22 protein-coding genes are annotated in these 23,834 nt (G+C 51.4%); 8 read left to right on the top strand and 14 right to left on the bottom strand.

Annotated features, from left to right (window positions below; translation table 11 throughout):
- Positions 1-57: 57 nt before the first annotated feature.
- A complete protein-coding gene (locus ACO064_RS02030) occupies positions 58-336 on the bottom strand; it encodes an ATP-dependent Clp protease adaptor ClpS (RefSeq protein WP_114409755.1) in 279 nt (92 codons plus the stop codon).
- A gap of 133 nt (positions 337-469) precedes the next feature.
- Here ACO064_RS02030 and ACO064_RS02025 point away from each other — a divergent pair, with 133 nt between their 5' ends.
- The gene (locus tag ACO064_RS02025) at positions 470-1,933 is read left to right on the top strand and encodes a sodium:solute symporter (protein WP_421825755.1); all 1,464 of its coding nucleotides are present in this window, start codon (positions 470-472) and stop codon (positions 1,931-1,933) included.
- 127 nt (positions 1,934-2,060) lie between these two features.
- On the opposite strand, the gene ACO064_RS02020 is transcribed toward ACO064_RS02025, so the two are convergent.
- A complete protein-coding gene (locus tag ACO064_RS02020; protein WP_421825754.1) occupies positions 2,061-3,407 on the bottom strand; it encodes a D-arabinono-1,4-lactone oxidase in 1,347 nt (448 codons plus the stop codon).
- A gap of 225 nt (positions 3,408-3,632) precedes the next feature.
- On the opposite strand from ACO064_RS02020, the gene ACO064_RS02015 reads away from it, so the two are divergent.
- Together ACO064_RS02015 and ACO064_RS02010 are read left to right on the top strand one after the other, a co-directional pair.
- Complete coding sequence (locus ACO064_RS02015) at positions 3,633-3,815, top strand: hypothetical protein (RefSeq protein WP_421825753.1); 183 nt, start codon at positions 3,633-3,635, stop codon at positions 3,813-3,815.
- A gap of 126 nt (positions 3,816-3,941) precedes the next feature.
- A complete protein-coding gene (locus ACO064_RS02010) occupies positions 3,942-4,286 on the top strand; it encodes a carboxymuconolactone decarboxylase family protein (protein ID WP_421825752.1) in 345 nt (114 codons plus the stop codon).
- Positions 4,287-4,350: 64 nt separating this feature from the next.
- Here the strand turns inward: ACO064_RS02010 and ACO064_RS02005 are convergent, their stop codons facing one another.
- Both ACO064_RS02005 and uvrA read right to left on the bottom strand, forming a co-directional pair.
- A complete protein-coding gene (locus tag ACO064_RS02005) occupies positions 4,351-5,454 on the bottom strand; it encodes an exo-alpha-sialidase (RefSeq protein WP_421825751.1) in 1,104 nt (367 codons plus the stop codon).
- Between the two features lie 258 nt (positions 5,455-5,712).
- A complete protein-coding gene (gene uvrA, locus ACO064_RS02000) occupies positions 5,713-8,211 on the bottom strand; it encodes an excinuclease ABC subunit UvrA (protein WP_421825750.1) in 2,499 nt (832 codons plus the stop codon).
- 166 nt (positions 8,212-8,377) lie between these two features.
- Here uvrA and ACO064_RS01995 point away from each other — a divergent pair, with 166 nt between their 5' ends.
- Complete coding sequence (locus tag ACO064_RS01995; RefSeq protein WP_421825749.1) at positions 8,378-8,500, top strand: hypothetical protein; 123 nt, start codon at positions 8,378-8,380, stop codon at positions 8,498-8,500.
- 164 nt (positions 8,501-8,664) lie between these two features.
- On the opposite strand, the gene ACO064_RS01990 is transcribed toward ACO064_RS01995, so the two are convergent.
- From ACO064_RS01990 to ACO064_RS01980, 3 genes are all read right to left on the bottom strand, one after another.
- Positions 8,665-10,026: a hypothetical protein gene (locus tag ACO064_RS01990; protein WP_421825748.1), complete on the bottom strand. Its 1,362-nt coding sequence runs from the start codon at positions 10,024-10,026 to the stop codon at positions 8,665-8,667.
- A 153-nt stretch (positions 10,027-10,179) separates the two neighbouring features.
- The gene (locus ACO064_RS01985; protein ID WP_421825747.1) at positions 10,180-11,013 is read right to left on the bottom strand and encodes a helix-turn-helix domain-containing protein; all 834 of its coding nucleotides are present in this window, start codon (positions 11,011-11,013) and stop codon (positions 10,180-10,182) included.
- A gap of 81 nt (positions 11,014-11,094) precedes the next feature.
- Positions 11,095-12,075, bottom strand: a complete 981-nt coding sequence (locus tag ACO064_RS01980) for an NmrA family NAD(P)-binding protein (protein WP_421830976.1) — start codon at positions 12,073-12,075, stop codon at positions 11,095-11,097.
- A gap of 448 nt (positions 12,076-12,523) precedes the next feature.
- Here ACO064_RS01980 and metN point away from each other — a divergent pair, with 448 nt between their 5' ends.
- From metN to metQ, 3 genes are all read left to right on the top strand, one after another.
- Positions 12,524-13,555 carry a methionine ABC transporter ATP-binding protein MetN gene (metN, locus tag ACO064_RS01975; protein WP_421825746.1) on the top strand — a complete coding sequence of 344 codons (1,032 nt, stop codon included), beginning with the start codon at positions 12,524-12,526 and terminating at the stop codon, positions 13,553-13,555.
- Positions 13,548-14,201 (top strand): methionine ABC transporter permease MetI, encoded by a 654-nt coding sequence (gene metI, locus ACO064_RS01970; RefSeq protein WP_421825745.1) that lies wholly within the window; start codon positions 13,548-13,550, stop codon positions 14,199-14,201. Before metN ends, metI begins: the two co-directional genes overlap by 8 nt.
- A 65-nt stretch (positions 14,202-14,266) precedes the next feature.
- On the top strand, positions 14,267-15,088 hold the full coding sequence (gene metQ, locus ACO064_RS01965; RefSeq protein WP_421825744.1) for a methionine ABC transporter substrate-binding lipoprotein MetQ: 822 nt from the start codon (positions 14,267-14,269) through the stop codon (positions 15,086-15,088).
- Between the two features lie 97 nt (positions 15,089-15,185).
- On the opposite strand, the gene ACO064_RS01960 is transcribed toward metQ, so the two are convergent.
- Together ACO064_RS01960 and ACO064_RS01955 are read right to left on the bottom strand one after the other, a co-directional pair.
- Positions 15,186-16,505, bottom strand: coding sequence for an alginate export family protein (locus ACO064_RS01960; RefSeq protein WP_421825743.1), 1,320 nt, complete (start codon positions 16,503-16,505; stop codon positions 15,186-15,188).
- A 187-nt stretch (positions 16,506-16,692) separates the two neighbouring features.
- Complete coding sequence (locus tag ACO064_RS01955) at positions 16,693-16,860, bottom strand: winged helix-turn-helix transcriptional regulator (RefSeq protein WP_421825742.1); 168 nt, start codon at positions 16,858-16,860, stop codon at positions 16,693-16,695.
- Positions 16,861-16,916: 56 nt separating this feature from the next.
- Here ACO064_RS01955 and ACO064_RS01950 point away from each other — a divergent pair, with 56 nt between their 5' ends.
- Positions 16,917-17,084, top strand: a complete 168-nt coding sequence (locus ACO064_RS01950; RefSeq protein WP_421825741.1) for a hypothetical protein — start codon at positions 16,917-16,919, stop codon at positions 17,082-17,084.
- Between the two features lie 79 nt (positions 17,085-17,163).
- Here the strand turns inward: ACO064_RS01950 and ACO064_RS01945 are convergent, their stop codons facing one another.
- From ACO064_RS01945 to ACO064_RS01925, 5 genes are all read right to left on the bottom strand, one after another.
- On the bottom strand, positions 17,164-17,883 hold the full coding sequence (locus ACO064_RS01945; RefSeq protein ID WP_421825740.1) for a thioredoxin domain-containing protein: 720 nt from the start codon (positions 17,881-17,883) through the stop codon (positions 17,164-17,166).
- A gap of 100 nt (positions 17,884-17,983) precedes the next feature.
- Positions 17,984-19,654, bottom strand: coding sequence for an arylsulfatase (locus ACO064_RS01940; protein WP_421825739.1), 1,671 nt, complete (start codon positions 19,652-19,654; stop codon positions 17,984-17,986).
- Positions 19,655-19,667: 13 nt separating this feature from the next.
- On the bottom strand, positions 19,668-21,326 hold the full coding sequence (locus tag ACO064_RS01935; RefSeq protein WP_421825738.1) for an arylsulfatase: 1,659 nt from the start codon (positions 21,324-21,326) through the stop codon (positions 19,668-19,670).
- A 9-nt stretch (positions 21,327-21,335) separates the two neighbouring features.
- Positions 21,336-22,256 (bottom strand): hypothetical protein, encoded by a 921-nt coding sequence (locus ACO064_RS01930; RefSeq protein WP_421825737.1) that lies wholly within the window; start codon positions 22,254-22,256, stop codon positions 21,336-21,338.
- Between the two features lie 76 nt (positions 22,257-22,332).
- Entirely contained in the window at positions 22,333-23,826 is a 1,494-nt protein-coding gene (locus ACO064_RS01925) for a sulfatase-like hydrolase/transferase (protein WP_421825736.1), read from the bottom strand.
- Between the last annotated feature and the right edge of the window lie 8 nt (positions 23,827-23,834).

The raw sequence follows: 23,834 nt of genomic DNA, 5'->3' as shown, positions 1-23,834 counted from the left end.
ATAATGAATATCGAATAGCGAAGTCAGGATAAGCAAATCAGCGTTCGCAATTCAATATTATTTCAATACTTCGGCGGAAATGCCTCTCCGGCAGATTTCGTTTCGTTTGGGGACCAGTTCTTCCCACGAGCCATTTTTGACCCGGCACTTTCCTTTGTGATGGATGATAACGGTACACTGCTCGGCCTGTTCGGGCGTGTGATCGCAGACATCGATCAGCGTGTCGATGACGTGATCGAACGTATTCACATCGTCATTGAAGACCACCAGATTATACAGGTCGGTATCAACAACTTCTTCCAATACCTCGACGTCATTTTCTTCGAACGGTTGCATTACACGAATTTTCTTGTTTGTTTAGCAAATTTACGAAAATTTGGCCGCTTTTGCCACGCTTTATTCATCCGTGGAATAACAAAACCTCCAGAATTATAACCCATTGTTTACTTAAAAAGTTGCCCCACACGGTATGAATCCCAACATCGCGTTAACGATTCTGATTGCTTACTTTGCCATGTTGATCACGGTTTCCTGGTACACTTCCCGAGGAGCCGATACCAATACTTTTTTCACCGCTAACCGTCAGACACCCTGGTATTTAGTCGCCTTCGCCATGATTGGCACGTCGCTCTCGGGCGTCACGTTCATTTCGGTGCCGGGCGCGGTTGGCAGTAAGGCGTTTTCGTATTTCCAGGTGATACTGGGGAACGTCGTCGGTTACTACATCATTGCGACGGTGTTGATGCCCTTGTATTACCGGATGAACCTGATTTCGATTTACGGGTACCTGGAAAAGCGGTTTGGTTTCTGGTCGTACAAAACCGGGGCGGGTTTCTTTCTGCTGGCCCGGACGGTCGGGTCGGCCATTCGGTTGTACATCGCGGCTGGCGTGTTGCAGATTGCCATCTTCGACAGCTTTGGGATTCCGTTCGAAGTGTCGGTAGCCATCACCATCCTGCTGATCTGGCTCTATACCTTCAAAGGGGGGGTGAAAACCATCATCGTCACGGACACACTCCAGACCACGTTTCTGGTCACGGCGGTTATTCTGACCATCATCCTGATTTCAAGCGATCTGGGGATGGGCTTTGGCGAGATGATGTCGACGATTACGAAAAGTGATTATTCCCAAATCTTTTTCTGGGACGCCAACGACCCGAAAAACTTCTTCAAGCAGTTCATTTCCGGTATTTTCATCGCCATTGTCATGACCGGTCTGGATCAGGACCTGATGCAGAAAAACCTGACCTGCAAGAACATCGGCGAAGCGCAAAAAAACATGTACTGGTTTACGGGAACGTTCTCCGTCGTCGTGTTTCTATTCCTGTCGCTGGGCGCTTTGCTGTATATCTACGCCACCACCAAAGGCATTGCGATTCCGGCCAAAACCGATGATCTCTACCCGATGCTGGCTCTCAACCATTTCGGGATGGTGGTCGGCATCACCTTTCTGCTGGGCATCACGGCCGCCACCTACGCCAGTTCCGACTCCGCGCTAACCGCCCTGACAACTTCGTTCTGCATCGACTTCATGAACGTGGAAGGTCGTCCGGAAACCGAGCGGGCGCGCATCAAACACTGGGTTCACATCGGTTTTTCGGTGCTGTTTTTTGTAGTCATCATCATTTTCAACCGCCTGAACAGCCAGGATGTGGTAACGGCGGTTTTCGATCTGGCGGGCTACACCTACGGCCCTTTGCTGGGGTTGTATGCCTTCGGATTATTCACGAACCGCCCCGTCCGCGATGGCCTGGTACCGCTAATCTGCATCGCGTCTCCGCTGTTGACATTGTTCATCAACAACCATTCAGTCGAGTGGTTCAATGGTTATAAATTCGGCTTCGAGCGCCTGGTTCTCAACGGTTTGATCACCTTCCTCGGCCTCCTGGCGGTTTCCCGGAAATGGACCGTGAACGATCCGGCGGCAGCTTGACCAGTTTACGGTATTCAGTTTACGGTTGACTGACGCATTCAGTGTTCGTTATTCGCTATTTAATATTCGTTATTTATGAATGCGTCAGCCACCGTAAACCGTAAACTGAATACCGTAAACCGTAACCTTATTTCCCGAACAAATTCATATCCAGAAACGCATTGCGGAATTTGCCTTTCGGGTCGTAGTCGGCCATTCGTTTTTTGAACTCGGGGAGTTTTTCGTAACGGGATTGCAGGGTAGCAGGAGCGAGGGTGAAGAGTTTTCCCCAGTGAGGACGCGCCTTGAAAGGCGCCAGTTCTTTTTCGATCATCGGCAACACCTTTTTTACCGACGCCCAATCCTGTTTCCAGGTAAAGTGAATGGCTACGGAAGCCTGTTTATAGCACGGACTCATCCAGAATGAATCCGCGTCGATGGTGCGGATTTCCGAAATCATCAGGTGCGGGCTGATGTGGTCGCGCAGCCGCTCGACTGCCAGAATGGCTTCGACGGCATTGCGGGCGGGAACAAAATATTCCGATTGCAGCTCTTTGCCGCTGCTGGGCGTGAATCCCATCCGGAAGTGGGGAAGTCGTTCGTACCAGGGACCGGCCACGCCCATCTGCGCGGTGCAGTTGACGGCCGACAGTTCGGCGATGGGGTGGAGGTTTTTCGTCGCCTGTTTGGCTCCGTAAAACTCCGGTTTGGCGGCTGCCGGTTTTCCTTTTTCGACGCGTTCTTTCAGCCAGACTTCATTCACCCGGTTTTTTTGCCAGTCCGTAAACAGACTCACGCTGTAGGCACTCGCTTCAATGGCGTCAAAATGCTCTTTTAACTGCGTCATCGGCAGATTCTCGTAAACATATTGCCGCATCTGGAACGTTGGCTGAATGTCGAGGGTGATTTTGGTGACGACTCCCAAACCGCCCAGATGCACCACGGCCGCCCGAAACGCTTCGCCGTCTTTCGCCCGCGACAACGTTCGAACTTCGCCATTGGCCAAAACCAGTTCCATTGCCGCCACGGCCGTCGACAAATTGCCGTTTTTCGCGCCCGAACCGTGTGTGGCCGTTGCGCAGGCCCCGGCAATGGAGATATGCGGCAGCGAAGCCAGGTTGTGCAGGGCAAATCCTTTGGCATCCAGGTAGGTAGCCAGGTCGCCGTATTTGATATTGGCATCGACGGTGACGGTTTTGGCTTTGGCATCCAGCGAAAGCACCTGGCTCATTTCTACCAGCGAGACAAACTGGGTGGTGCTGTCGGCAATGCCATTGAAGCAGTGGCGCGTGCCCAGTACCTTCATTTTTTCGTAGCCTTTGACCAGTTTCTGCACCTGTTGCAGCGATTTAGCCTGATCGAGCCGGGTGGTGCTGTAGTGCAGATTGCCCGCCCAGTTCCTAAGTTTTTCATCCGCCATCCAGTTTGCCAGGGTTGAAAGTGAGGGTGTCGCCAGGAGAGACGACGACAGTTTGAGAAAGGTTCGTTTTTTCACGGGGTCGGGTTTTAGGAGTCAGGAACAGGGCCTTTTTTGCCCGCATTTTCCGGCGGGATGTCTACAAAAGACAAGGTGCTGGTTTTCATACTGACCTGCCGATCGTGGGAACCATACCGTAAACTAACGTTTGGTCTTAATCTGCCAAAAAGGAAAATTCCGGGCGGTATTCGGCGTATACTGACAAAATTTTTGACCATTTTTGATCGACTAATCAACGAAACGATGAAAGTAACGATTGAAACGACTCCTAAAGAAATAGAGATTATTCAGACGACGCTCACCCGGCTGGTGAACGAACTGAAAGGCAAACCCGACGTCCTGGCAAAATGGGGGCTGAACCAGATCGACCTCGGCCGGATCGAGCGGTTTCGGGACACGATTCGCACGGCCCCCCTGACGGAATGAGAGCCGTCAGGGTTTATATTGATATTACCTATATATGAGAATTCGTTTGTTTTTTTTACCTTGCCTTCACACTCTCAAGCTCTTGTTTTAGCGCTTGCCGTGATACTACTATTTTCCTAAACTACTATGGCTGAATACCAAACCCCGAAAGACCGTGCGTATACGAACACGCTCCTTTCGTCTGCTCCCAAAGAGTCTGCTGCCTTCCTGAACCTGAAATACACGGCGGAACGCAGCGATGGCGTCATTCCCGTCAAGTACCGGGAACTGATGTCGGTGGCCGTCGCGCTGACCACCCAGTGTGCCTACTGTATTGAATCCCACATCCAGAATGCCGTGGAGGCCGGTGCCACGCGCGAAGAAATTGCCGAAACCGTATTCATTGCAGCCGCGATTCGTGCCGGCGGTGCTGTCGGAAACGGGCTGATGGCGATGCGACTTTTTGACGAAGCGAGTGCGGGTAAGGAGTAAGCAAGTGGTTGAATTTTTGCGACTGAAGAGACAATATACACCTTATCTCTGAGTTTAGATTTTTTCAACATCCTTTATTGGGGATAACATAAATCACGTTGCCCGAAACAGATACATTGAAGCCATAATTTTCGGTAGGAGGAAGGATGAGTTGTTGCCATGTTTTGCCCCTGTCTGATGACCGAAATATACCATCTGAGCGACCACACAGTAAATACTTACCCATTTGTTTGATGGATAAAATTTCCGGTGAAAATTCAAGTAAGCCTACTTTTTTCATGAATAAACTACTCAAGGAAGGTTGAAGGCCTTCACCAAAGGCCTTCCAGGTTTTTCCATTATCCCGCGAAATGTGCAGGCTGTTTGTTTGGGTTATTGGGTTGTTTACGATAGCAGCAAATCCGCCATCGATACGCTCCGCAGCGATGCCAACACCCCCTTCACTGAGCACCCGATCCCAGGTTTGACCATCATCGGTAGACCTTACTATTCCCTCTCGGTAGGTAGCCAACAGTACACCGTTTGACTCTACCAATTGCATGGCCCCACCCCCAGCATGCACTTGTTTCCAGGTTTTTCCCTGGTTCGTTGATCTAAAAAGGCTGTTACTGGAAACGATGAAAACGGTGCCTCCGTCCGTTTCAAAAACGGTGCGTACAAATTTTACTTTATAGTTTGTGTAATAATAATCGATCGTTCTGTCTAGACGTAAGGCTTGCTCTTGAAAATCCGTATATACGGCTGACCAATCACTCGTTCCGTTTATTTTTTGTAAAAATTGACCCTTGAAATTATAGGCAACGATTCCATTCTTGCCAGGGACAATGTTACGTTGATGACTGGGGAACGTCTCTTTGGTCCAAAAAGAAGTGGTGGCATTTGGTTCACTGTGATAAACCCCATTTCCGGCACGTAAATAGATCCCACGGTCATTGGCGAAGAAACCATCGCCCCGTACACCTTCTCGCTGCAATTTTTCAGGCAGCCCTTTGCTAATGTCCTGCCAGGTTTGTCCGCCATCCGTAGATTTGAAAAGGATGTTGACAATCCCCACTGATTTCTCCTCTTTTAGCGGTTTCTTTTTTACCTCCTTTTCTTTTAGCACAAAAGAATTTAGTAGAAATGATACCAGCAGGATAGCCGGAATAAATACAACTATTTTTTTCATTTTTCTATAATTTAAAGTAAAACCCTGTTTCAACAAACCTACCAATCTTTGTGCTGAGATGCGTTTAAGGGCTGGTAAAAGAATGTTAACGAAACGTAAAAGTTGCCGCTTCGACGGCATTTGCTGAAATGGATAGGATAAGCGTATGTAGCTATAAAGTACAGAACTTTAAGAAAAATAAGAGCACTTTTCAACCCGGTCAGATCGATGAAATTTAGCCGCCGTTACCCATTCGGTCCTTTTACCAATTAACCGCAGTTACAGATACGGCTTTAAATACGGTGCGGTTCGGCTACCGGGCTGCTGTGCTACGTCCATCGGCGTTCCTTGAGCCACCACCTGACCACCTTCATCGCCCGCCCCTGGTCCCATGTCGATGACCCAATCGCTGGCCCGAACGACCCGCATGCTATGCTCCACCACAATGACGGTATTGCCACCCGTCACCAGCTTGCGAAGCTGCCCCAGGAGTTTGTCCACATCGGCCGGATGCAGACCGGTGGTGGGTTCATCGAGGATATAAAGCGTAGAGCCGTTCGTGATGCGTTGCAATTCGGTCGCCAGCTTGATCCGCTGGGCTTCTCCGCCGGATAACTCCGTGGCAGGCTGGCCCAGTCGCAGGTACCCTAGTCCCACTTCGCCCAGTGTTCTCAGCGAGCGTAAAACCATCGGTTCTTCCTGAAAAAAAGCGAGTGCTTCATCAACCGTGATGGCCAGCACGTCAGCGATGGTTTTGTCCCGGTAACGGACCTCCAGGGTCTGGTCATTGTAGCGGGCACCGTGGCAAACCGGGCAGGGTCTATAGACACTGGGTAGAAACAAAAGTTCGACCATCACAAACCCTTCTCCCTGGCAGTGTGGACATCGCCCTTTCGCCACGTTGAACGAAAACTGGCCGGCATCGTAGCCGCGCTCGCGGGCCGTCGGGGTGGCGGCAAACAGTTTCCGGACGGTGTCAAAAAGGCCCGTATAGGTCGCCATGTTCGAGCGGGGTGTTCGACCAATGGGCTTTTGATCGACCCGGACCAGGCGCTTGATGCGCTCCAGGCCGCTGATGATTTGACCGCCAGTCGTGACAGGTCTTTCCTCCTCCATCGAATCGCCTTCTTCCTCATCGGTCAATGACTGCCCCAGATGGGCTGCGACGAGTTCGACCAGCACCTGACTAATCAGGGTGGACTTGCCCGAGCCCGACACGCCGGTCACCGCCGTCAGCACGCCCAGGGGAATGGCTACGTCCAACCCCTGTAAGTTATTGCGGTTTACCCCGGCCAACTGAAGCCAGTCCGAAGGGCGAAGGGGGGGCGCCAGGGCGTCTTTTTTCGAATCAAACAAATAGGGTCGGGTCTGCGATGCGTTAACTTCCGCTAAGCCCGCCGGTGGGCCGCTGTACAGAATTTGCCCCCCTTGCTCACCAGCTCCCGGTCCGACATCGACCAGCCAATCGGCCTGCCGGATTACATCCAGGTTATGCTCGACAACGAACAGGGAATTACCGGCCTGTTTCAAACCCGACAGTGCAGCTAGCAGCGCTTCGGTGTCGGAAGGGTGCAGGCCTGCCGAAGGCTCATCCAGCACATACACCACTCCAAACAGATTCGAGTACAGCTGTGTGGCCAACCGCAGCCGTTGCAGTTCACCCGGCGATAGCGTCGGGGTGCTCCGTTCCAGGGACAAATACCCCAACCCCAGTTGCAGCAACACCTGGAGACGGGCTTCCAGATCGGTGGTGATGCGCCGAATCACTTCCGCCCGCTCGGGCTGGGATTCATTCGGGTCAGTGGTATAGGGTTGAAGCAGCGTCGCCAGGTGCTTAAGGGGTAATTTGGACAGGTCCATGATATCCAGTCCCGCAAAGGTGACGCTCAGCGATTCAGGCCGCAACCGTTTCCCCTGGCAGGTTGGGCAACGGGTTTGGAGCATAAACGCCGATACCCGCTTTTTCATCAACTGACTTTGCGTATTGGCGAACGTGTGCAGCACGTGCCGCCGGGCGCTGCTAAAGGTGCCCATATAATTGGGTGGCTCCTGGCGTGCAATGGCCCGTCGGGTCTGCTCGGGGATATAACCAGGGTAAACCGGAACAACGGGTTGCTCCTCGGTGAACAAAATCCAGTCGCGTTGCTTTTGAGGAAGCTCCCGCCAGGGTTTGTCGACATCGTAGCCCAGCGACACCAGGATATCGCGCAGGTTCTGACCGCCCCAGGCCTGCGGCCAGGCCGCTACAGCCCGCTCCCGGATGGTGAGCGACGGATCAGGCACCATCGATTCCTCGGTCACCTCGTAGAGGCTGCCCAGCCCGTGACAGGTCGGGCAAGCCCCCTCCGTCGTATTGGCGGAAAAGGATTCGGCGTACAGAATTCCCTGGCCCGGCGGGTAATCGCCGGCCCGGGAATACAGCATCCGCACCAGGTTACTGAGCGTCGTGACACTGCCTACCGACGAGCGGATGGTTGGCGTACCGCGCTGCTGTTGCAGGGCCACGGCCGGGGGTAAGCCTTCGATGGCGTCGACTTCGGGAACCGCCATCTGGTTAAAAAGTCGCCGGGTGTAGGGAGATACCGATTCCAGATACCGGCGTTGCGCTTCGGCGTAAAGCGTACCGAACGCCAGGGATGATTTGCCGGAACCAGAGATGCCGGTAAACACCACCAGCACATCCCGGGGAATGGCCACCTCGATATTTTTAAGATTATGCTGCCGGGCCCCGCGTACGCGGATGAAGCCCTTCTGGTCCTGTTCAGCCGGTGAATTCACTTGGTTCGTGGATAATTTTTCTTAATAACCGATTATTACGGAGCAAAAACAACCCGTATGGTTTCTTTCTTGTTAAACAGATCGTAACCTGCCACGCTCGGTATAGAGTGTATTTTTAAGGATCATGTACGTCAAACCCGATCGTTTTAGATAATTTTCGGTTTCGATGGCGCTCTGGAAACTCTGGGTGTGTGTAGCCGTGTTGCTGGTGCTGGGCGGAGCGACCGTCGGCTGGCGCACCTACCGGGCCGCGCTGACCAACCCCGCCGACAGACTGCGGGCTGAATAAAGTGTCCAATTCAATGGTTGTGCCCCTCAATAAGGGGTCGCTGAAGGCAATACGTTCGAAGTGTAAACGAGCCACCGCATTTTCCCCATAAATAGCTCTTGTTCAGTAAGGATGGGCTATTTGCGTTCGAAGCAGATCGGTCTGGCTAATGAAGGGCGGGTAGGTTAGGGTTCAGGTACATACCAGAATGGAATCATCACCAGTTCATCGGCTTCTTTTTTTCGGGGATCTTGCAGGGCCACGCGCAGCAGGTTGCGGCCTGTTTTAAGATTGCCCGGCACCAATACCGTTTGCCAGCCGCGTTGCTCCTGGCTCCCGGCCTGGGTAAACAGCAGGTTGGGCCGGGCGCAGACTGAATCGTTGATGGTGATGCGAATCAGCCTGTTGATCTGCTGGTTGCTCCAGGAAGCATACTGCTGCCGACGCGCTTGCCTCGACAGCGTATCGCTCCAGACTGGTTCGGGCGCAACCTGCCTGAACAGCTTGTCGAGCGATTTGGGATAGGCAATGAACAAGCGTAAGTACGGTTCCCGAATCACGTCGGACTGGATGGAAGCCACACCAATAAACGCACCCTCGGGGCGCTGGTTGTCATAGGCCGTCGGTTCGATGTAGAGACTATCGATTCGGGCCGAGTAAAGATGTCGGCTGTTAAAAAACGACACCCGTCCGTTGGTCCGTGAGATATCGTTAAAGTATTCGAGGAAGAACACTACAAAAAATACCAGCATGAAAATCGCTGCCGTCTGAAATAACCTGCCGGGCCGGATATTGCTGTAAAACGTATTGGTAACATAGGAGGTATGTTTGTACATGCCCATCAGCATCAGTTGCCCCATCTTCATCAGCCGGTAGTTGAGTTGCATGCCCCTGGGGGTTTGTTTAACCTTCTTCTGATTCAACAAGATAATGGCGATGTAGAACACGGCAACCAGCGTGCCTAAAGCCATTTTGACCCCAAACCAGACGTTGGCAGGTACGTTGGGTTGAACAACGAGGTAGATCAGTAAGCCCAGCACGTAGAGTAGGGCTACCACCACCAGCAGGAACACGAATTGAAAAGCGAGGGCAAACACGATGTTACAGCGTTTGTCGAGCCAGAGAATATAGCGGTCCAGTGGGCCAAGCTCGTCGGCCAGGCGTCGCTGCGCATAAGGCGTAGAGAACGGAATACGGTCGTATTGGATGCCTGAAGGAAAAACGGCCAGCAGACCTACCAGACCCACCCAAAAAGCCCGCATCACAAAATTGGCCAGAAAAGCCGCAAACAAAACGTGACAGGTGGCCCGAATCAGGCTGTAGGCCAGCGACGGCAACATAGCCGCTGCGCCATCGGTGTGGGTCATGAAATTATACCGGAGGTAGCTGAAGGCCGACTCCAGCAGATCGGGCAATTGCAGGATGGCGAACATCGCAACGCCGGAAATGGCTAATTCGAGGTTCCAGCTCTGCGTGGTTAATTCCCGGAGCTTGTCTTGCTCGTCAGGTGAAAGTTGTGAAGCAGGCGATGGGGTGTTATCAGACATGAATGATCGTGTGTGCTGATGGTTACAATCTGAGTTATATAATCATCTTTATAGCGAGTGGGCCAAAGTACGAAAACTTCAAGCTAAATACGCGCTGGATTAGCCGTTGCATCCAGCAAGTAAATGGTCATCAGAATGGCGCCAGGCCAGAGGTTATTTTGTCGGCGAATTTCCGAATTTTTTCTTAAATGCGGTTGAAAAATGGGAGAGGCTTTTAAAGCCCAGGTTCAGGTAGATATCTGAAACTTCCCTGGCTTCTTCTTTTAGTTGCTGATGGGCAACTTCAAGCCGTTTGTTGATTATCCACTTCATTGCGGGAAGATCGCTTATTTTTTTAAAATCCCGTTTAAAGGCGGCAAGGCTTCTTCCGGTATACAATGCAATTTCTTCCAGTGAAAGATCATACATGAAATTCTCATTAAGAAAATCAAGAATGTCAATTTTCCACGGGTCAATAAAATCGAATAAGGCGGCTGCAGCACGTTTATCAGCGTTTAACAGGGCATATATTCCCTCGGTTAGCTTAAGCCTCATGACCTGTATCGATGGCGGTACAGCGGTATTGAAGTAAGGGGTCAACGAATAGAACAGGCTTTCGATATCGAGTCCGGAGGGAATTGATAGAAAACTGTCGGCGAAACCAGCATTAGAGTCGGATTGGCATGCCTTGTCAATGCGCTGGTAAAAATTCAGCAGGAAATTGCGGTTAAAAACCAGAAACGCGATTCTTATGTGTTTATTCAAACCGCCCGAAATCGAAAATTTGATGCGGTGGTTCTTGCGGATAAAAACACAGGTTCTTTCGTGGAAAGTATGTTCGTTTATACCATCGTGAACCGATAATTCTCCGGAATAGATGTAGGCCAGAATATGGTCTTTCTGGATGTGATGGATGCACGACTCAGCTTCGGTTAAATAGTGACAGGACGCAACCCCTGAATAACTGAATGTGAGTTGTTCGTTTCTGGACGGAACTATCGTTATCATTTATCGTGTGGACCTAAGAAAGACCCGCAAAGTTTATCAGTTCTGCGGGTCTTTTCGTTTCTGTGTCCATTAAAGACAAGTTTAATCAACAACAATACGATTCTTATTTTCATCTACCCATTGCCTGAATGTTTTTAGTGGAATGCCATAGTGCAAGGTTTCACGCAAATCAAATCCGAAACCAGTTTCGTCAAACCATTCGATTCCGTTAACGATCTCTTTTAGCAGCCCCCGGTCAATGGCTTGTTGCCGCGTTACCTGTTCGTATGTAACTTCTTTACCGAGTGCATTACTTAGGGTAGCAGCAATCTGGTTCCATGAACATTCTTCAGCGGCTATGTTTATATCTTTGGCATGGAAACGGTCGGGCTCTTCGAAGGCAGATCGTGCAAAAAGGGCCGTGTCTGCCCCAGAATTCATCTTCAAGGGCGTGTCGGGATGCATGATGCCAAAAAGCTTTCCGTATTTTAACCCAGGGGCCATGAGAGTCGCTAAAGGTTCAACAAAATTTTCCATGAACCAGCAAGGATGTAAAATGGTCCAGTGATGAAAACCGCCGTTGCGGACCAGTTCTTCTATGGCATACTTTTGATCAAAGAGACTGGCCAGCGAAGGATGCTTGTCCCACCTTGGAAAGACGGTGGTGCCTGATATCGAAGTATGCACGACCTGCTGAACACCCATTTCCTGAGCCGCCTGCACCAGATTCCTGGCATTGCGCGGCTCAATGGATGGGTCAAAAGGATCGGCGTATTGTGCTGAAAAAATGGCGGTAACATCTTTCATCACCGGTAAAAGGGCATTAAAATCACCCAAATCACCTTTCACGACATTTGCTCCCTTCGCTGCTATTTGTTGAGCAGCAAACGATTCCGGATTCCTTGAGAGGACCCGCACCTGGTGACCATAGGCCAAAAGTTCCCGCGCAACGTTACCACCCTGAGTTCCTGTTCCTCCCACTACCAGTATAAAAGGAGATCTGCTGGTATCCATAGATTTCAATAGGTTTAACTGGTTAATTCCTCCATTTTTTGTCAATACAAAAGTAAAGGTGCTGGTCATCAAGCGGTTCTCTGTGAGGCTCTTTCTCGTTTATTCAAAAGCTCATTCACCTCCCTGAAGAAAACCGCAAAGCCCAAACCGTTCTAAGGCAGCTTTAGACTAAGAAATAGGCGAGAGGGGTATGACTCACACCTTCTTAATCTAGTCGTGGCGTGTTGAGAAAGAAATGTTATTCATCAAATCGTCATTAGGAATTTATCCTTTCTGTACTTTACTTTGTCTAAGGAATTACTAGAGTATATTTATGGTTAGAATTGCGGCCAGTTATGCGGTGTTTATATATGGATTTACTGGTTATTAACTCCCTGTTTTTCAACGCGGGTGTGACTTTTCATTCGCGTGGTCCTTTTCGCTGCTTTATTCAATTCTACTACTCCCATTCCTTTTTCTTAACTACGTTCCAGAACATTTGACACCGCTCCGGTCTTTTGATTTTTACATTACCCGAATGATTGAATTAAACAACGTTACTAAAGAATTTCATCAGCAAGGCCGAACGGTTGTTGCCTTATCCGGTATTTCTCTCAAGGTGGCGCCCGGTAAGACATTTGGGGTGATCGGCCCTTCGGGAGCCGGGAAAAGTACCTTGATTCGCTGCGTCAATCTTTTGGAACGTCCCACTCAGGGGGAAGTGATTGTTGGTAATAAGACCCTCACGGCCTTGACTGCGACCCAACTGGCCCGGGAGCGAAGAGAGATCGGAATGATTTTTCAGCACTTTAATCTGATGGCCTCCCGGACGGTTTACGAAAACGTGGCTTTTCCGCTCGAATTAGACCAGCGTCCGAAAGATTTCATTCGCCAGCGGGTTAACGAATTGTTGAAGCTAACCGGACTGGAGGAAAAAGTGAACCAGTACCCGGCTACTCTTTCGGGTGGGCAGAAGCAACGCGTAGCCATTGCCCGTACGCTGGCCAGTAATCCGAAGGTTTTACTTTGCGATGAAGCGACCAGTGCGCTGGACCCCGCCACCAGCCGCTCCATCCTGAAATTGTTAAAAACGATCAATCAGCAATTTAAGATGACGATCCTGCTCATTACTCATGAAATGGCCGTCGTTAAATCCATCTGTGATGAAGTGGCCCTGATCAGTCAGGGGAAACTCGTGGAGCAGGGATCGGTTGAAGCCATCTTTGCCAACCCCCGGACGGAACTTGCCCAGACTTTTATTCGCTCGGCCTTACACTTCGAACTTCCGGAATCGTATCAATACCGGCTGAGGCCGAATGACGATACTAGCCAAACGGCCCTTCTGAAGCTGGAATTTACGGGACGGTCTGCCAGCGAACCGCTCCTGTCACAGGTCGCGCGCTTATACGGCATCGACACCAAAATTATTAGTGCCCAAATCGATCAGGTTGGCGGACAGAACATAGGATTTATTCTGACGGAACTCTCGGGCAATCGGAAAAATTACCCGGCCGCCCTGGAGTTCCTGCGTAACAACCACGTCACGGTTAACCTACTCGGCTATGTCTGATCCCATCGTATCCCTTCTTCTGATAGGCACCGGCGAAACCATTTTGATGTCCCTGGCTTCCTGCTTTTTCGGCTTTCTGCTCGGCCTTCCGGTCGGCATTTCGCTTTTCCTGACCCGAAATGGTCAACTCCTGCAGCACCGGGGTTTCCATTACTTTTTCTCCGGTCTGGTCAACACATTTCGCTCAATTCCTTTTATCATATTGCTGGTCTGGATGATTCCATTCACCCGTTCGCTCATCGGCACGTCCATCGGCATTAGTGCGGCACTGGTTCCTTTGAGTGTCGGAGCGGCCCCCTTCATTGCCCGTCTGGTAGAAAACAGCCTGATCGAAGTTCCGGGCGGGGTGGTTGAAGCCGCCCGTGCCATGGGGGCAACTCCCTTTCAAATCGTCTATAAAGTTCTTTTGCCCGAAGCACTTCCATCCCTGATCAACAGCGCCACGATTACCCTGATTACGTTGGTTGGGTATTCGGCCATGGGGGGAGCGGTCGGAGCGGGGGGATTAGGACAGATTGGGTACCAATATGGGTATATCGGCTACGATGCTTTTATTATGAATACGGTATTGATCCTGCTGGTTTTGCTGGTATTTATCATCCAGATTACCGGTAACTACCTGGCCAAACGCGTGGATCACCGCTAATCAAACACCTGATCTTTCCATTCGAGTTATAGCGATACCCGTCGATCACCAACCATACATCCTCCATGAAAACAGACAAACTTCTTTTATCGTTATTTCTTATTATTTTCCCAATTATTCTGTGGAATTGCAGCCAGCAATCAACGCAGGATTCCGAACCGAATCATATTAAAGTTGGTATTGCCGTTGGACCGGAATACGAAGTGGCGAAGGTAGCGCAGAAGGTTGCCAAAGAGCGCTATGGACTTGAGGTTGAGTTAATTTCCTTCAATGACTACGTGGTTCCCAATGAAGCCCTCGCTCATGGCGATGTGGATGTCAATGCCTTTCAGCACAAGCCGTACCTGGACACACAGAGTAAACAACGGGGTTATAAACTGGCTATCGTCGGCCGTACGTTCGTGTATCCGATTGCGGGTTATTCGAAGAAAATCAAAAGCCTGGCTGCGTTAAAACCGGAAGCTACCATCGCCATTCCCAACGACCCAACCAACGGTGGCCGGTCCCTGCTGCTGCTTCAGAAATACGGATTAATCAAACTCAAACCCGGGGTTGGCCTGCTGCCCAAGGTCATTGACATTGCAGAAAATCCGAAAAAACTCAAGATTCTGGAACTGGAAGCGCCCCAACTACCCCGAATTCTGGACGACCCAAACGTTACGCTGGCCATTATCAACAACAATTTCGCGGCCCAGATTGGTCTTATTTCAACCCGCGACGGTTTGCTGATCGAGGAGAAAGATTCACCCTATGTCAACCTGATTGTGGCCCGGGAAGATAACAAGAATGAGGACAAGGTAAAGAAGTATGTCAAGGCGTACCAATCCGATGAGGTCGTTAAAGCCGCCGAAGAAATTTTTAAAGGAGGGGCTATTAAAGGGTGGTAACGCCAATTGATACAGGACTTTCGCTTATGGCTCTCCTTGCGTCAATTTTTGCTTTCTCTTGATTTTGGGACGTACCACCTTAAACTCCTCATACGAATTAAAACTTCAACCACTTCCGACTCATTAAACGGGGCGCATAGGAAACCATCAGATAGCTCCATACGGGAATTTTTCCTGCATCGTTGACCTTGTTGAATAACTCCATACGTTTGTCAGCAAAAGTGAACGAAAATCCGTAGATGATTTCTAGGGCTTTAACCGGTCTATAGGTCAGAGACAAGTCGCTTTCAAAGCCCAGGTATTTACCTCTGATTTCCCGGCCTTCACTCAACAAGAGATATTGTGAATAAAACAGGTGGGCATCGCTTCGCAGAAAAAGCTTTTTACCAGCCTGGTAAATAATGAACAGATAAGGATTAACCAACCCTTTGTCATTCACATCCGCCGGGAACCGAGTGAATAAATTCATGTTGCCCATAAACTTCCAGGCTACGCCATAGAGCGGTACGAAGGAATTGGATACATTTTTTGAGACCGCATTCTTGTCACCACTCAGGATTTCGGCACCTAGCCGAAATAGGGTTCTGCCGGTATTGGCACTGATTTCAGGTTGAATATAATACGCGCGAATTGCCTTCGAAGCGGCATTTTGCCCGTACTGATAATACGCATTCACCGTGCCGTAAAGCCAGTTCCGGGAAAATTCCAGCCGTCCGCCATTGGTTATTCGCTGGTAGAATGGCCTGCTTCCGGTCGTTCTCCGGAACACGTCCATTGCATTGATAGTCGTCAACGTAATGAGATTACTGAGTTTGTGTTTGAGATGATGGACAAAAAGAAATTTGTAGGTATGGGCAGCCACTGGCGAATAAGCAGGATCAAACTGTTTGTCATAGGGTCTGGTAAAAAAAAGGGTTAGATCCGTTTCCAGTTTTTTCCTGTAAAAGAGTCGAATACCCTCGTGCGCGCGGCTTTGCTGGCCCCACGGTGCAGCCGAAAATATCCTGCCATTGTCGAGCGACAACGCTTGTCTGCCAATTCTGATAGAAAGGTAATTGCCGATGGTAGGCTCGGCATACAGTTCAAAAAAATTTACAGTACCTACGCGGGAAAATTGCCCCGATTTTCCCCAGACGTGGATTTCCTGAAGGGATGCATGCAAGCGCAGTTTAGTAGATCGATACGTAATGCTGAACCGGTTTCGCTGCGTGGCAAAGAGCTCAGGCATAACCGAATCTGCGGCAGTCCACCTAAAATTATCCCGGTATTCGGCCCGGGGTCTTACCTCAAAGTCGATGGTAACCTCCCGGCGCACGGTATCTGGCGATTGCGCCAAGAGGTTACCCGTTCCAAAGATCAGGATGAGAAGTACTACCAGGTAAAAAATGGTCGAGTTTAGGAAGGTCAGCCTGGACACTGAAAAGTTGCGTTTTAGTCTTTGACCCCAGACGCCAACCGTCCGGGTGGAGGTATCGATACGATGGATTTCCTAATCAATGGTTACAAAGCGCAAACTACTGAAAACTAATTGACAATGTCTATATTTCAAATAGATTAATGTCGCGTAGTTATAGGAGTCATGTAGCGGAGATCAACCGCGCTTTTTACAAGTGTCCAATAATCTCGTTTCTGAAATACTTACCCCAGTTTCGCAGTTCGTTCAGCAACTCGCGCAAGGACATGCCAAGGGGCATCAAAGCATACTCTACGGTAACGGGCATGCTGTCATAAAGTGTGCGCGTGATCAGTTTATTCTCTTCCAGTGCCTTCAATTCCTGTGAAAATTAATAATCCCCTTGTCAAAAGAATCCCAACCGCGTTTATCGTGATGACAAAGAACGGAAAAAGCAACCGCCTGAACGACCAAATGGGCTTAAACAAAGCACGGGAGCGACGCTGGAAGATTTATGAATTTGAAGGCGGGCATTACTCCATGCGCGAACAGCCCGAAAAGCTTGCCCTGAAATTACAGGAAGTGCTGCCAAAGGGGCAGTAGTGTGGGAGAATACAGTCTATACGGATCTACCGCGTGTCATAAGGACCCATAGCCCTTATGACACGCGACAGCGGAATACCTAGAGGGATTCGGAAATACTGGCTTGAATTTCACTTTTCGGCGTCACTCCGGCCTTTTTCCAAACCGCCTGATCACCTTTGTACAGCACCAGCGTCGGGAGCGACGTAATGCCCAGCTCTTTCACCAGGCTCTTGTTTTCGTAGGCTTCAATCCGGATTACTTTCACATTTGCAGCCTGTTCTTTTTCGATTTCATCGACCGTCGGCGCCAGTTTTTTGCAGGAACCGCAGTACCGTGAGCCGAAATCGACTAGCACCAGCTTGTCGGATTTGAGTTGGGCCTGATAAGCCGCCAGCGTCAGCCCCGGCCCGACGGTGGATTCGACCGCCCGGCCCGAGCCGATCCACTTGCTCAAACCACCGGGCAGTTCGGTCACATCTTTAAAACCGACTTCGCGCAACCGTTTGGCCAGTTGCCCGCTGCGCCCGTTGGCAATCGAGTAGATAAAAACCGGGTTCTCCCGGTTCAGATTTTTGATCTTCTTCTGAAAATCGGCTTCGTCGGCTACGTTAAAACTGGTTGCGCCTTTCAGGTGGTTTTGCCGGAATTCTTCTTCCGAACGGGCGTCGAGAATCTGGGCGCGTTGACCCGCCTGCACCAGTTTGGCTTCGAAAGCATCGAAAGATACTAATGAATTCGATTCAGCATTTTGAGCGTGCAAGTAGTTGTTTACCTGTAGAAACAAGCCGAAGATGAATAGAAAGCGCAAGGTTTTCATAGTTGTGTAAAGTTAGTGTTGAACGTACTTATTGAATTGATTCTATGGAAAGGTAGAGCACTGAAGATGATTGAATGGGTATTGAAAGGAGCCTGAATGGTTAAAAATTCCGGTTTCCCACCGACGGTTTTCTGGGTGTGGGCAACAACGGTTGCTGCGGTTTGATCTTGTCGTAATCGACGACATCGTTGCGTTTGGCCCAGTCAAAATACAGCACGGAAAGCGCATCGACCCGATTCGGATTCCGGGCGGCCACATTCTGGGTTTCGCCCCGATCGGCTTCGAGGTCGTAGAGCTCCCACTGGTAGCTCGGATAGATGGAAACCAGTTTCCACTTGCCTTGCCGAACCGCCCGGTTGCCGGCCCATTCCCAGAAAATCGGGCGGTTTGGGTCGAGCGGTTTTTCGTTAAACAACAGCTTCGCCAGACTCACACCGGGTAGTGGGTGCGTTGTAGTTCCGTTGTAAGAAGTCGGGTAGGGTGCCTGTGCCACTTCGTACAGCGTGGGGGCAATGTCGATGAGATGGCCCGTTCCTTTTTCGAGCCGTCCCGGTTTGATTTTTCCCGGAAACCAGGCAATGAAGGGCGAACTGATGCCGCCCTCGTAGGAAAAGGCCTTGAACGACCGAAACGGCGTATTCGACACGTACGACCAGTTTTTGCCCTGCGACTCAAACGAACCCGCTGTGCCGACCGGTCCGCTGTTGCGCCCGGCTTTTGGCCCCCAGTGGGCCACATCCTCGGCGGGTGCGCCGTTGTCGGAAATGAAAATAATCAGCGTGTTATCGTCTTTTTTGAGTTCCTTCAGCTTTGCCAACAGCTTCCCGACGCCCTGATCGGCCCGGTCGAGCATGGCGGCATAAACCTCCATTTTGGCCTTCCAGAGCTGTTTTTCCTCGAACGTCAGGGCGTCCCAATCCGGAATTTCTGCATCGCGGATGGCGGCTGCGTCGGCCTGTTTTGGGGTGATGATGCCCAATTTCACCTGCCGGGCCAGGCGCTCTTTCCGGATTTCATCCCAACCGGCGTCGTATTTGCCCCGGTATTTGGCAATGTCTTCCGGCAAGGCTTGCAGCGGCCAGTGCGGAGCGGTGTAGGCCAGGTACAAAAAGAACGGTTTGGTTTCCCGATTCTGCTCGTCCAGGTACGTCAGGGCGTGGTTCGTAATTTCGTCGGTGAAGTAATAGGAGTTGGGTTTCGGGTATTGGCGCTGGTTGTCTTCCAGAATCACCACCGGCGAGTTGCGGCCCGTCGGCATCGGTCCCGCGTCGAAGTAGTTCGATCCGCCCCCCAGAATCCCGTAAAACCGGTCGAAACCGCGTTGCTTTGGCCATACCAGACTGTCATTCCCAACGTGCCATTTGCCCGACAGCAAAGTGCTGTATCCGGCCTGTTTCAGCACTTCGCCGAAGGTCAGCGATTGTTTGTTCAGATAACCCTGATACGCCGGGGTACCCAGGTTGACGTTGAAATAACCGATCCCGGCTTTGTGCGGATATTGGCCCGTGATCAGCGATGCGCGGGTTGGGGCGCAAATCGCGTTGTTGTAAAACTCGCGCAGCCGCAAGCCTTCGTTGGCCAGCCGATCGAGGTTCGGCGTCTGGATCTCCGACCCGTAAGACCCCAGATCGGAATAACCCATGTCGTCGACCATGATCAAGACGATGTTGGGTTTGGCAGCGGGCTTGGGGCTTTGGGCAAAACCGGTGTATGTGAGTATACTGCCGGTTAGCGCGAGTACGGCTATTTTTTGTAACAGATTCGTTTTCATGGAATTTCAGGGATTACTCGATCCGGGAAGCCGGGCGGTTTTGCGTTGGTGCGTTCGGGTTGTTGATAGGGTTGCCGCCCTGAACGACCGGGCGCAGTTTTTCGTACGGTTCGACGTCCGTTCGTTTGGCCCAGGCTTCGTAGTCAGCGTTCAACGCCTTGACCACGTCGGGATTTTGAGCCGCCACGTCGACGGTTTCGCCCCGGTCGGTTTCCAGATCGAAGAGTTGCCACTTATTTTGCGGAAAAATGGATACCCCTTTCCATTTGCCTTTACGCACCGCCCGATTGCCCGCGCGTTCCCAGAAAAGCGCCCGGTCAGCGGGTAGTTCGGTTTGCTGAAACAACAGGTTTGTCAGACTAACACCCGGCAGCGGATTGGTTTTGACACCGTTGAACGTGGCCGGATACGCAGCACCCGCCAGTTCATAAAAAGTAGGGGCGAGGTCGATGAGGTGGCCGGTTCCTTTGGCCAGGGTTCCTGCCTTGATTTTCTTCGGAAACCAGGCAATGAACGGCGAGCTGATGCCGCCTTCGTAGGGCGTGGCTTTGTAATTGCGGAACGGTGTATTCGATACGTACGCCCAGTTCTGTTCCTGGTAATCGTACGAGCCCGCCGAACCAATCGGCCCCGAACTCCGGGGACGTTTCCGACCGGTCGGGATCAAACCGCCCTGCGCGCCGTTGTCCGAAATCAGCACAATCAGCGTATTATCGTCTTTTTTGAGCCGTTTCAATTCCGCCAGCAGCCGCGCCAGATTCTGATCGACGCGGTCGACCATCGCGGCATAAACTTCCATTTTTCGCTGCCAGAGTTGCTGTTCGTCGAACGTTAAACTCTGCCAGTCAATCACTTCCGGGTCGTGGGCGGCCACGGTCTGTTTCGGGTTGGCAATCCCGAGCTTGACCTGCTTCGCCAGCCGTTCTTTCCGCAGCGAATCCCAGCCGATGGCGTAACGGTTTTTATACTTGGCAATGTCTTCGGCGGGAGCCTGCAACGGCCAGTGGGGCGCGTTGTACGCCAGATAGAGGAAAAACAGTTTGTTTTTCGACTCGTTGATGTACGAAATGGCGTGGCTGGTGATTTCGTCGGTCAGGTATTTGCCGGGCTCCAGGTTGATGCGCCGGTTGTTTTCGACCAGTTCGACGGGCGGCACTCTGTCCTTGTACGGACTGATGTCGTAGAAGTTGCTGGCTCCGCCGATGAACCCGTAAAACCGGTCGAAACCGCGCTGGTTGGGCCAGTACAAACTGTCGTTGCCCACGTGCCATTTGCCCGACAGATACGTGTTGTAACCCGCCTGTTTCAGCACCTCCCCGAACGTCAACGATTCTTTATTGAGCCAACCCTGGTAGGCCGGTACACCCAGATTGACGTTGAAATAACCGACCCCGGCCTTGTGGTGGTATTGGCCGGTGATGAGCGACGCCCGCGTGGGTGCGCAAATGGAATTATTGTAAAATTCCCGCAACCGCAGACCCTCAGCGGCCAGTTTGTCGATGGTAGGCGTCAGGATTTCCGACCCGTAGGCGCCGAAATCCGAGTACCCCAGATCATCGACCATCACCAGAATGATATTCGGTTTTTGAGTTGACGAACGGTTTTTGGACTGGCCCAGCGATAGGCCCAGGCTCAACGTCAGAAAAGTAAAACTCAGCAGAATTCGTTTCATGGAAGTTGGTTATAAACGCGGTTGTCGCTGGTCGAGCCAGTGAATGAGATTGAGCAGAAAAGACTGATTCTGAGTCGCATCCGGCGATTTCAGGCCAAACGGTATTTTGTCCCTGCCTTTGAGTTGGGAGGAAAACATCGCGGCTTCCCCGAAAACCGCCAGTCGCCCTTTGCCGTACGCAGACACCGCTCCCTGCGAAAAGCCTTTGATCGGGACACGCGGAGTAGTTTGGTGAAATTTCCAGGCGGTATCGGGCAGCAAGACCTGATACTTCGCGTCGAACGTCAATAGAGAAATGGCTTTGGGCGGAATCGTAAAAGCCTGCCCGGTAAAGGTGGCCACTTCGGTAATACGCTGCGTAATCGGATGAGTCGCCAGCGTGTTGTCTGTTTTGCGGAAAATATCCAGTTCCTTTTTGGTACCCGGAAAAAGACCGCTCGTCGTGTCGGTAGCAAAGCCGTTGTAAAACGTAAACCCAAAGGACTTGGCGAGGTCTTCGTTGGCTCCGGCAATGGGCATGTGGTCGGCGATCAGAAACAGCGAACCACCGGATTTGACCCACTCATTCAGCACCCGGATTTCGTCCGCCGTAAACGCCGACGGGTTGGGTTTGGCCCAGTCGGTGACGTTGCGTTCGTGCAACGCGTTGGCGATCACCAGAATCGCTACGCCCTGCAAACCGGCTTTCGTGAACGGCTGCGTATTGGGTTTCACCGCATAACCGTCGCGTTGGAGCACCTTGGCAAAAGCGTTATAGCGGCCCGCGATGGTGTGGAAGTTGTGATGCGCTTCGTCCACCAGCACCAGCGGCCCCTGCGCTTTCGGGTAGGTAGGCCGGTCGATGTGGGGATCGTAGTCGAAATCCGGTACCTGCTGAGCCCATAGAACAAATGGACTTAAGGAAAATAACAAACAAATTACTTTTTTCATATTCGGTTTTTTGCCCCAACCCCCTGAATAGGGCTTTTGACTGAAGCATTAGCCCCATTCAGGGGTTGGGGGTATTTTACGGTTTTTTGAAAGCCGGATTGGGTTCGGGCATGTTAGCCTTTACCTCCGACCGCCATTTTCTGAGCAAAGCGGCCAGTTCGTTGGTCTTGTCCGGCAAAGTGGCTGCGAGGTCTTTTTGCTCGGAAATATCCTGTTTCAGGTTGTACAATTCGAGTTTACCGGTTTCATACAGTTCCACCAGTTTATAATCACCCGAGCGAACGGCTGCGGCCGGTCGGCCTTCCTGGTTGCTGAAATGCGGATAGTGCCAGAAAATCGGTCCCCGGTCAACGGCCTGTTCGGGCGATTTCAGTATCCGGGCAAAACTCTTGCCGTCCGGGTTGGCAGGCTGGCCGGTAATACCCAGCAAGTCTAGAAACGTGGGCAGAAAGTCGGTGCCGGTGATGTAATTCTTCGTCTCAGTATTAATAGCAATCCGCCCTTTCCACGAAAAGATGAGCGGCACCCGAATACCGCCTTCGTACACGTGCCCTTTCCAGGCCCGCAGCGGTTCCAAAGTCGTCGGGCGCTGGCCCAGTTCCGGCAGCCCCAAACCGCCATTGTCGGAGGTGAAAACCAGAATCGTGTTATTGAGCAGGTTAAGTTTTGTTAATTGCTCGATGACGCGCCCGACGCCGTCGTCCATACTCTCGATCATGGCCGCATAATTGGGGTCGTATTTGCCGCCCGATTTCCCGTAGTTATCAAAATAATACTTCAACTTGTCGGCCCGCGGAACGAGCATAATGTGCGGGGCCGAATACGTCAAATACAGGAAAAACGGGTGATTTTTTTGCTGGTCAATAAACTCCACCGCGTAATCCGTCAACTGGTCGGTCAGGTACTTCGTGCCCTTGTCTTCAAAGACGGTTTTGCCTTTCGAGGTAATGCTGTAGTTGTAATAATCCAGCCCATTTTTGGCAATTACGCGGTCGTAGGCAAAGCCCTGAGCCGCCGGGCTGGTGGAGTCGGCCGAGCCCAGGTGCCACTTCCCGACCATGCCCGTGGCATAACCGTTCTTCTGCATCACTTCCGCCAGCGTCGTTTCGGCCGACGGCAGGTATTTGGTCCACTGGGCGGGCAACACCGGCGATTTAGGGTCTTTACGATCCCCGGCGATGAAGTTGGTCAGGTGCAGCCGGGCCGGGTGCTTGCCGGTCATAATGGCCGCCCGCGACGGCGAGCAAACCGGGCAGGCTGAATAGGCTTCGGTAAACCGAAGACCGGTTTTGGCCAACTTGTCGATGTTCGGCGTCCGGATGTACGGATTGCCGTAGCAACCCAGATCGGTGTAACCCAGGTCGTCGGCCATGATGAAGACGATGTTCGGTTTGGAGTCCCCGTATTCCTCGGGCGTGCGGACATCCACCAGGTAGGCTTCTCCTTTCTGGATTTCCTTGAGAATGGCTTCCGGCGATTTTTTGGTATCACCCAGTTTGCCTTTCGGTTCCTGCGCAAAAGCGGCAACCGAAAGAAAGAATGTGAATAGAAACAGCAGGTTTTTTTTCATGATTTTGG

The sequence above is a fragment of the Larkinella sp. genome (assembly GCF_965227735.1).
GTDB lineage: Bacteria > Bacteroidota > Bacteroidia > Cytophagales > Spirosomataceae > Larkinella.
This window is presented reverse-complemented; position numbering and strand designations above follow the sequence as displayed.

Coding starts and splice junctions, on each gene's coding strand:
- ACO064_RS02030 (WP_114409755.1), bottom strand. CDS start 336: ATGCAACCGTTCGAAGAAAATGACGTCGAGGTATTGGAAGAAGTTGTT.
- ACO064_RS02025 (WP_421825755.1), top strand. CDS start 470: ATGAATCCCAACATCGCGTTAACGATTCTGATTGCTTACTTTGCCATG.
- ACO064_RS02015 (WP_421825753.1), top strand. CDS start 3,633: ATGAAAGTAACGATTGAAACGACTCCTAAAGAAATAGAGATTATTCAG.
- ACO064_RS02010 (WP_421825752.1), top strand. CDS start 3,942: ATGGCTGAATACCAAACCCCGAAAGACCGTGCGTATACGAACACGCTC.
- ACO064_RS02005 (WP_421825751.1), bottom strand. CDS start 5,454: ATGAAAAAAATAGTTGTATTTATTCCGGCTATCCTGCTGGTATCATTT.
- ACO064_RS01995 (WP_421825749.1), top strand. CDS start 8,378: ATGGCGCTCTGGAAACTCTGGGTGTGTGTAGCCGTGTTGCTGGTGCTG.
- ACO064_RS01990 (WP_421825748.1), bottom strand. CDS start 10,026: ATGTCTGATAACACCCCATCGCCTGCTTCACAACTTTCACCTGACGAG.
- ACO064_RS01985 (WP_421825747.1), bottom strand. CDS start 11,013: ATGATAACGATAGTTCCGTCCAGAAACGAACAACTCACATTCAGTTAT.
- ACO064_RS01980 (WP_421830976.1), bottom strand. CDS start 12,075: ATGACCAGCACCTTTACTTTTGTATTGACAAAAAATGGAGGAATTAAC.
- metN (WP_421825746.1), top strand. CDS start 12,524: ATGATTGAATTAAACAACGTTACTAAAGAATTTCATCAGCAAGGCCGA.
- metI (WP_421825745.1), top strand. CDS start 13,548: ATGTCTGATCCCATCGTATCCCTTCTTCTGATAGGCACCGGCGAAACC.
- metQ (WP_421825744.1), top strand. CDS start 14,267: ATGAAAACAGACAAACTTCTTTTATCGTTATTTCTTATTATTTTCCCA.
- ACO064_RS01950 (WP_421825741.1), top strand. CDS start 16,917: ATGACAAAGAACGGAAAAAGCAACCGCCTGAACGACCAAATGGGCTTA.
- ACO064_RS01945 (WP_421825740.1), bottom strand. CDS start 17,883: ATGAAAACCTTGCGCTTTCTATTCATCTTCGGCTTGTTTCTACAGGTA.
- ACO064_RS01940 (WP_421825739.1), bottom strand. CDS start 19,654: ATGAAAACGAATCTGTTACAAAAAATAGCCGTACTCGCGCTAACCGGC.
- ACO064_RS01935 (WP_421825738.1), bottom strand. CDS start 21,326: ATGAAACGAATTCTGCTGAGTTTTACTTTTCTGACGTTGAGCCTGGGC.
- ACO064_RS01930 (WP_421825737.1), bottom strand. CDS start 22,256: ATGAAAAAAGTAATTTGTTTGTTATTTTCCTTAAGTCCATTTGTTCTA.
- ACO064_RS01925 (WP_421825736.1), bottom strand. CDS start 23,826: ATGAAAAAAAACCTGCTGTTTCTATTCACATTCTTTCTTTCGGTTGCC.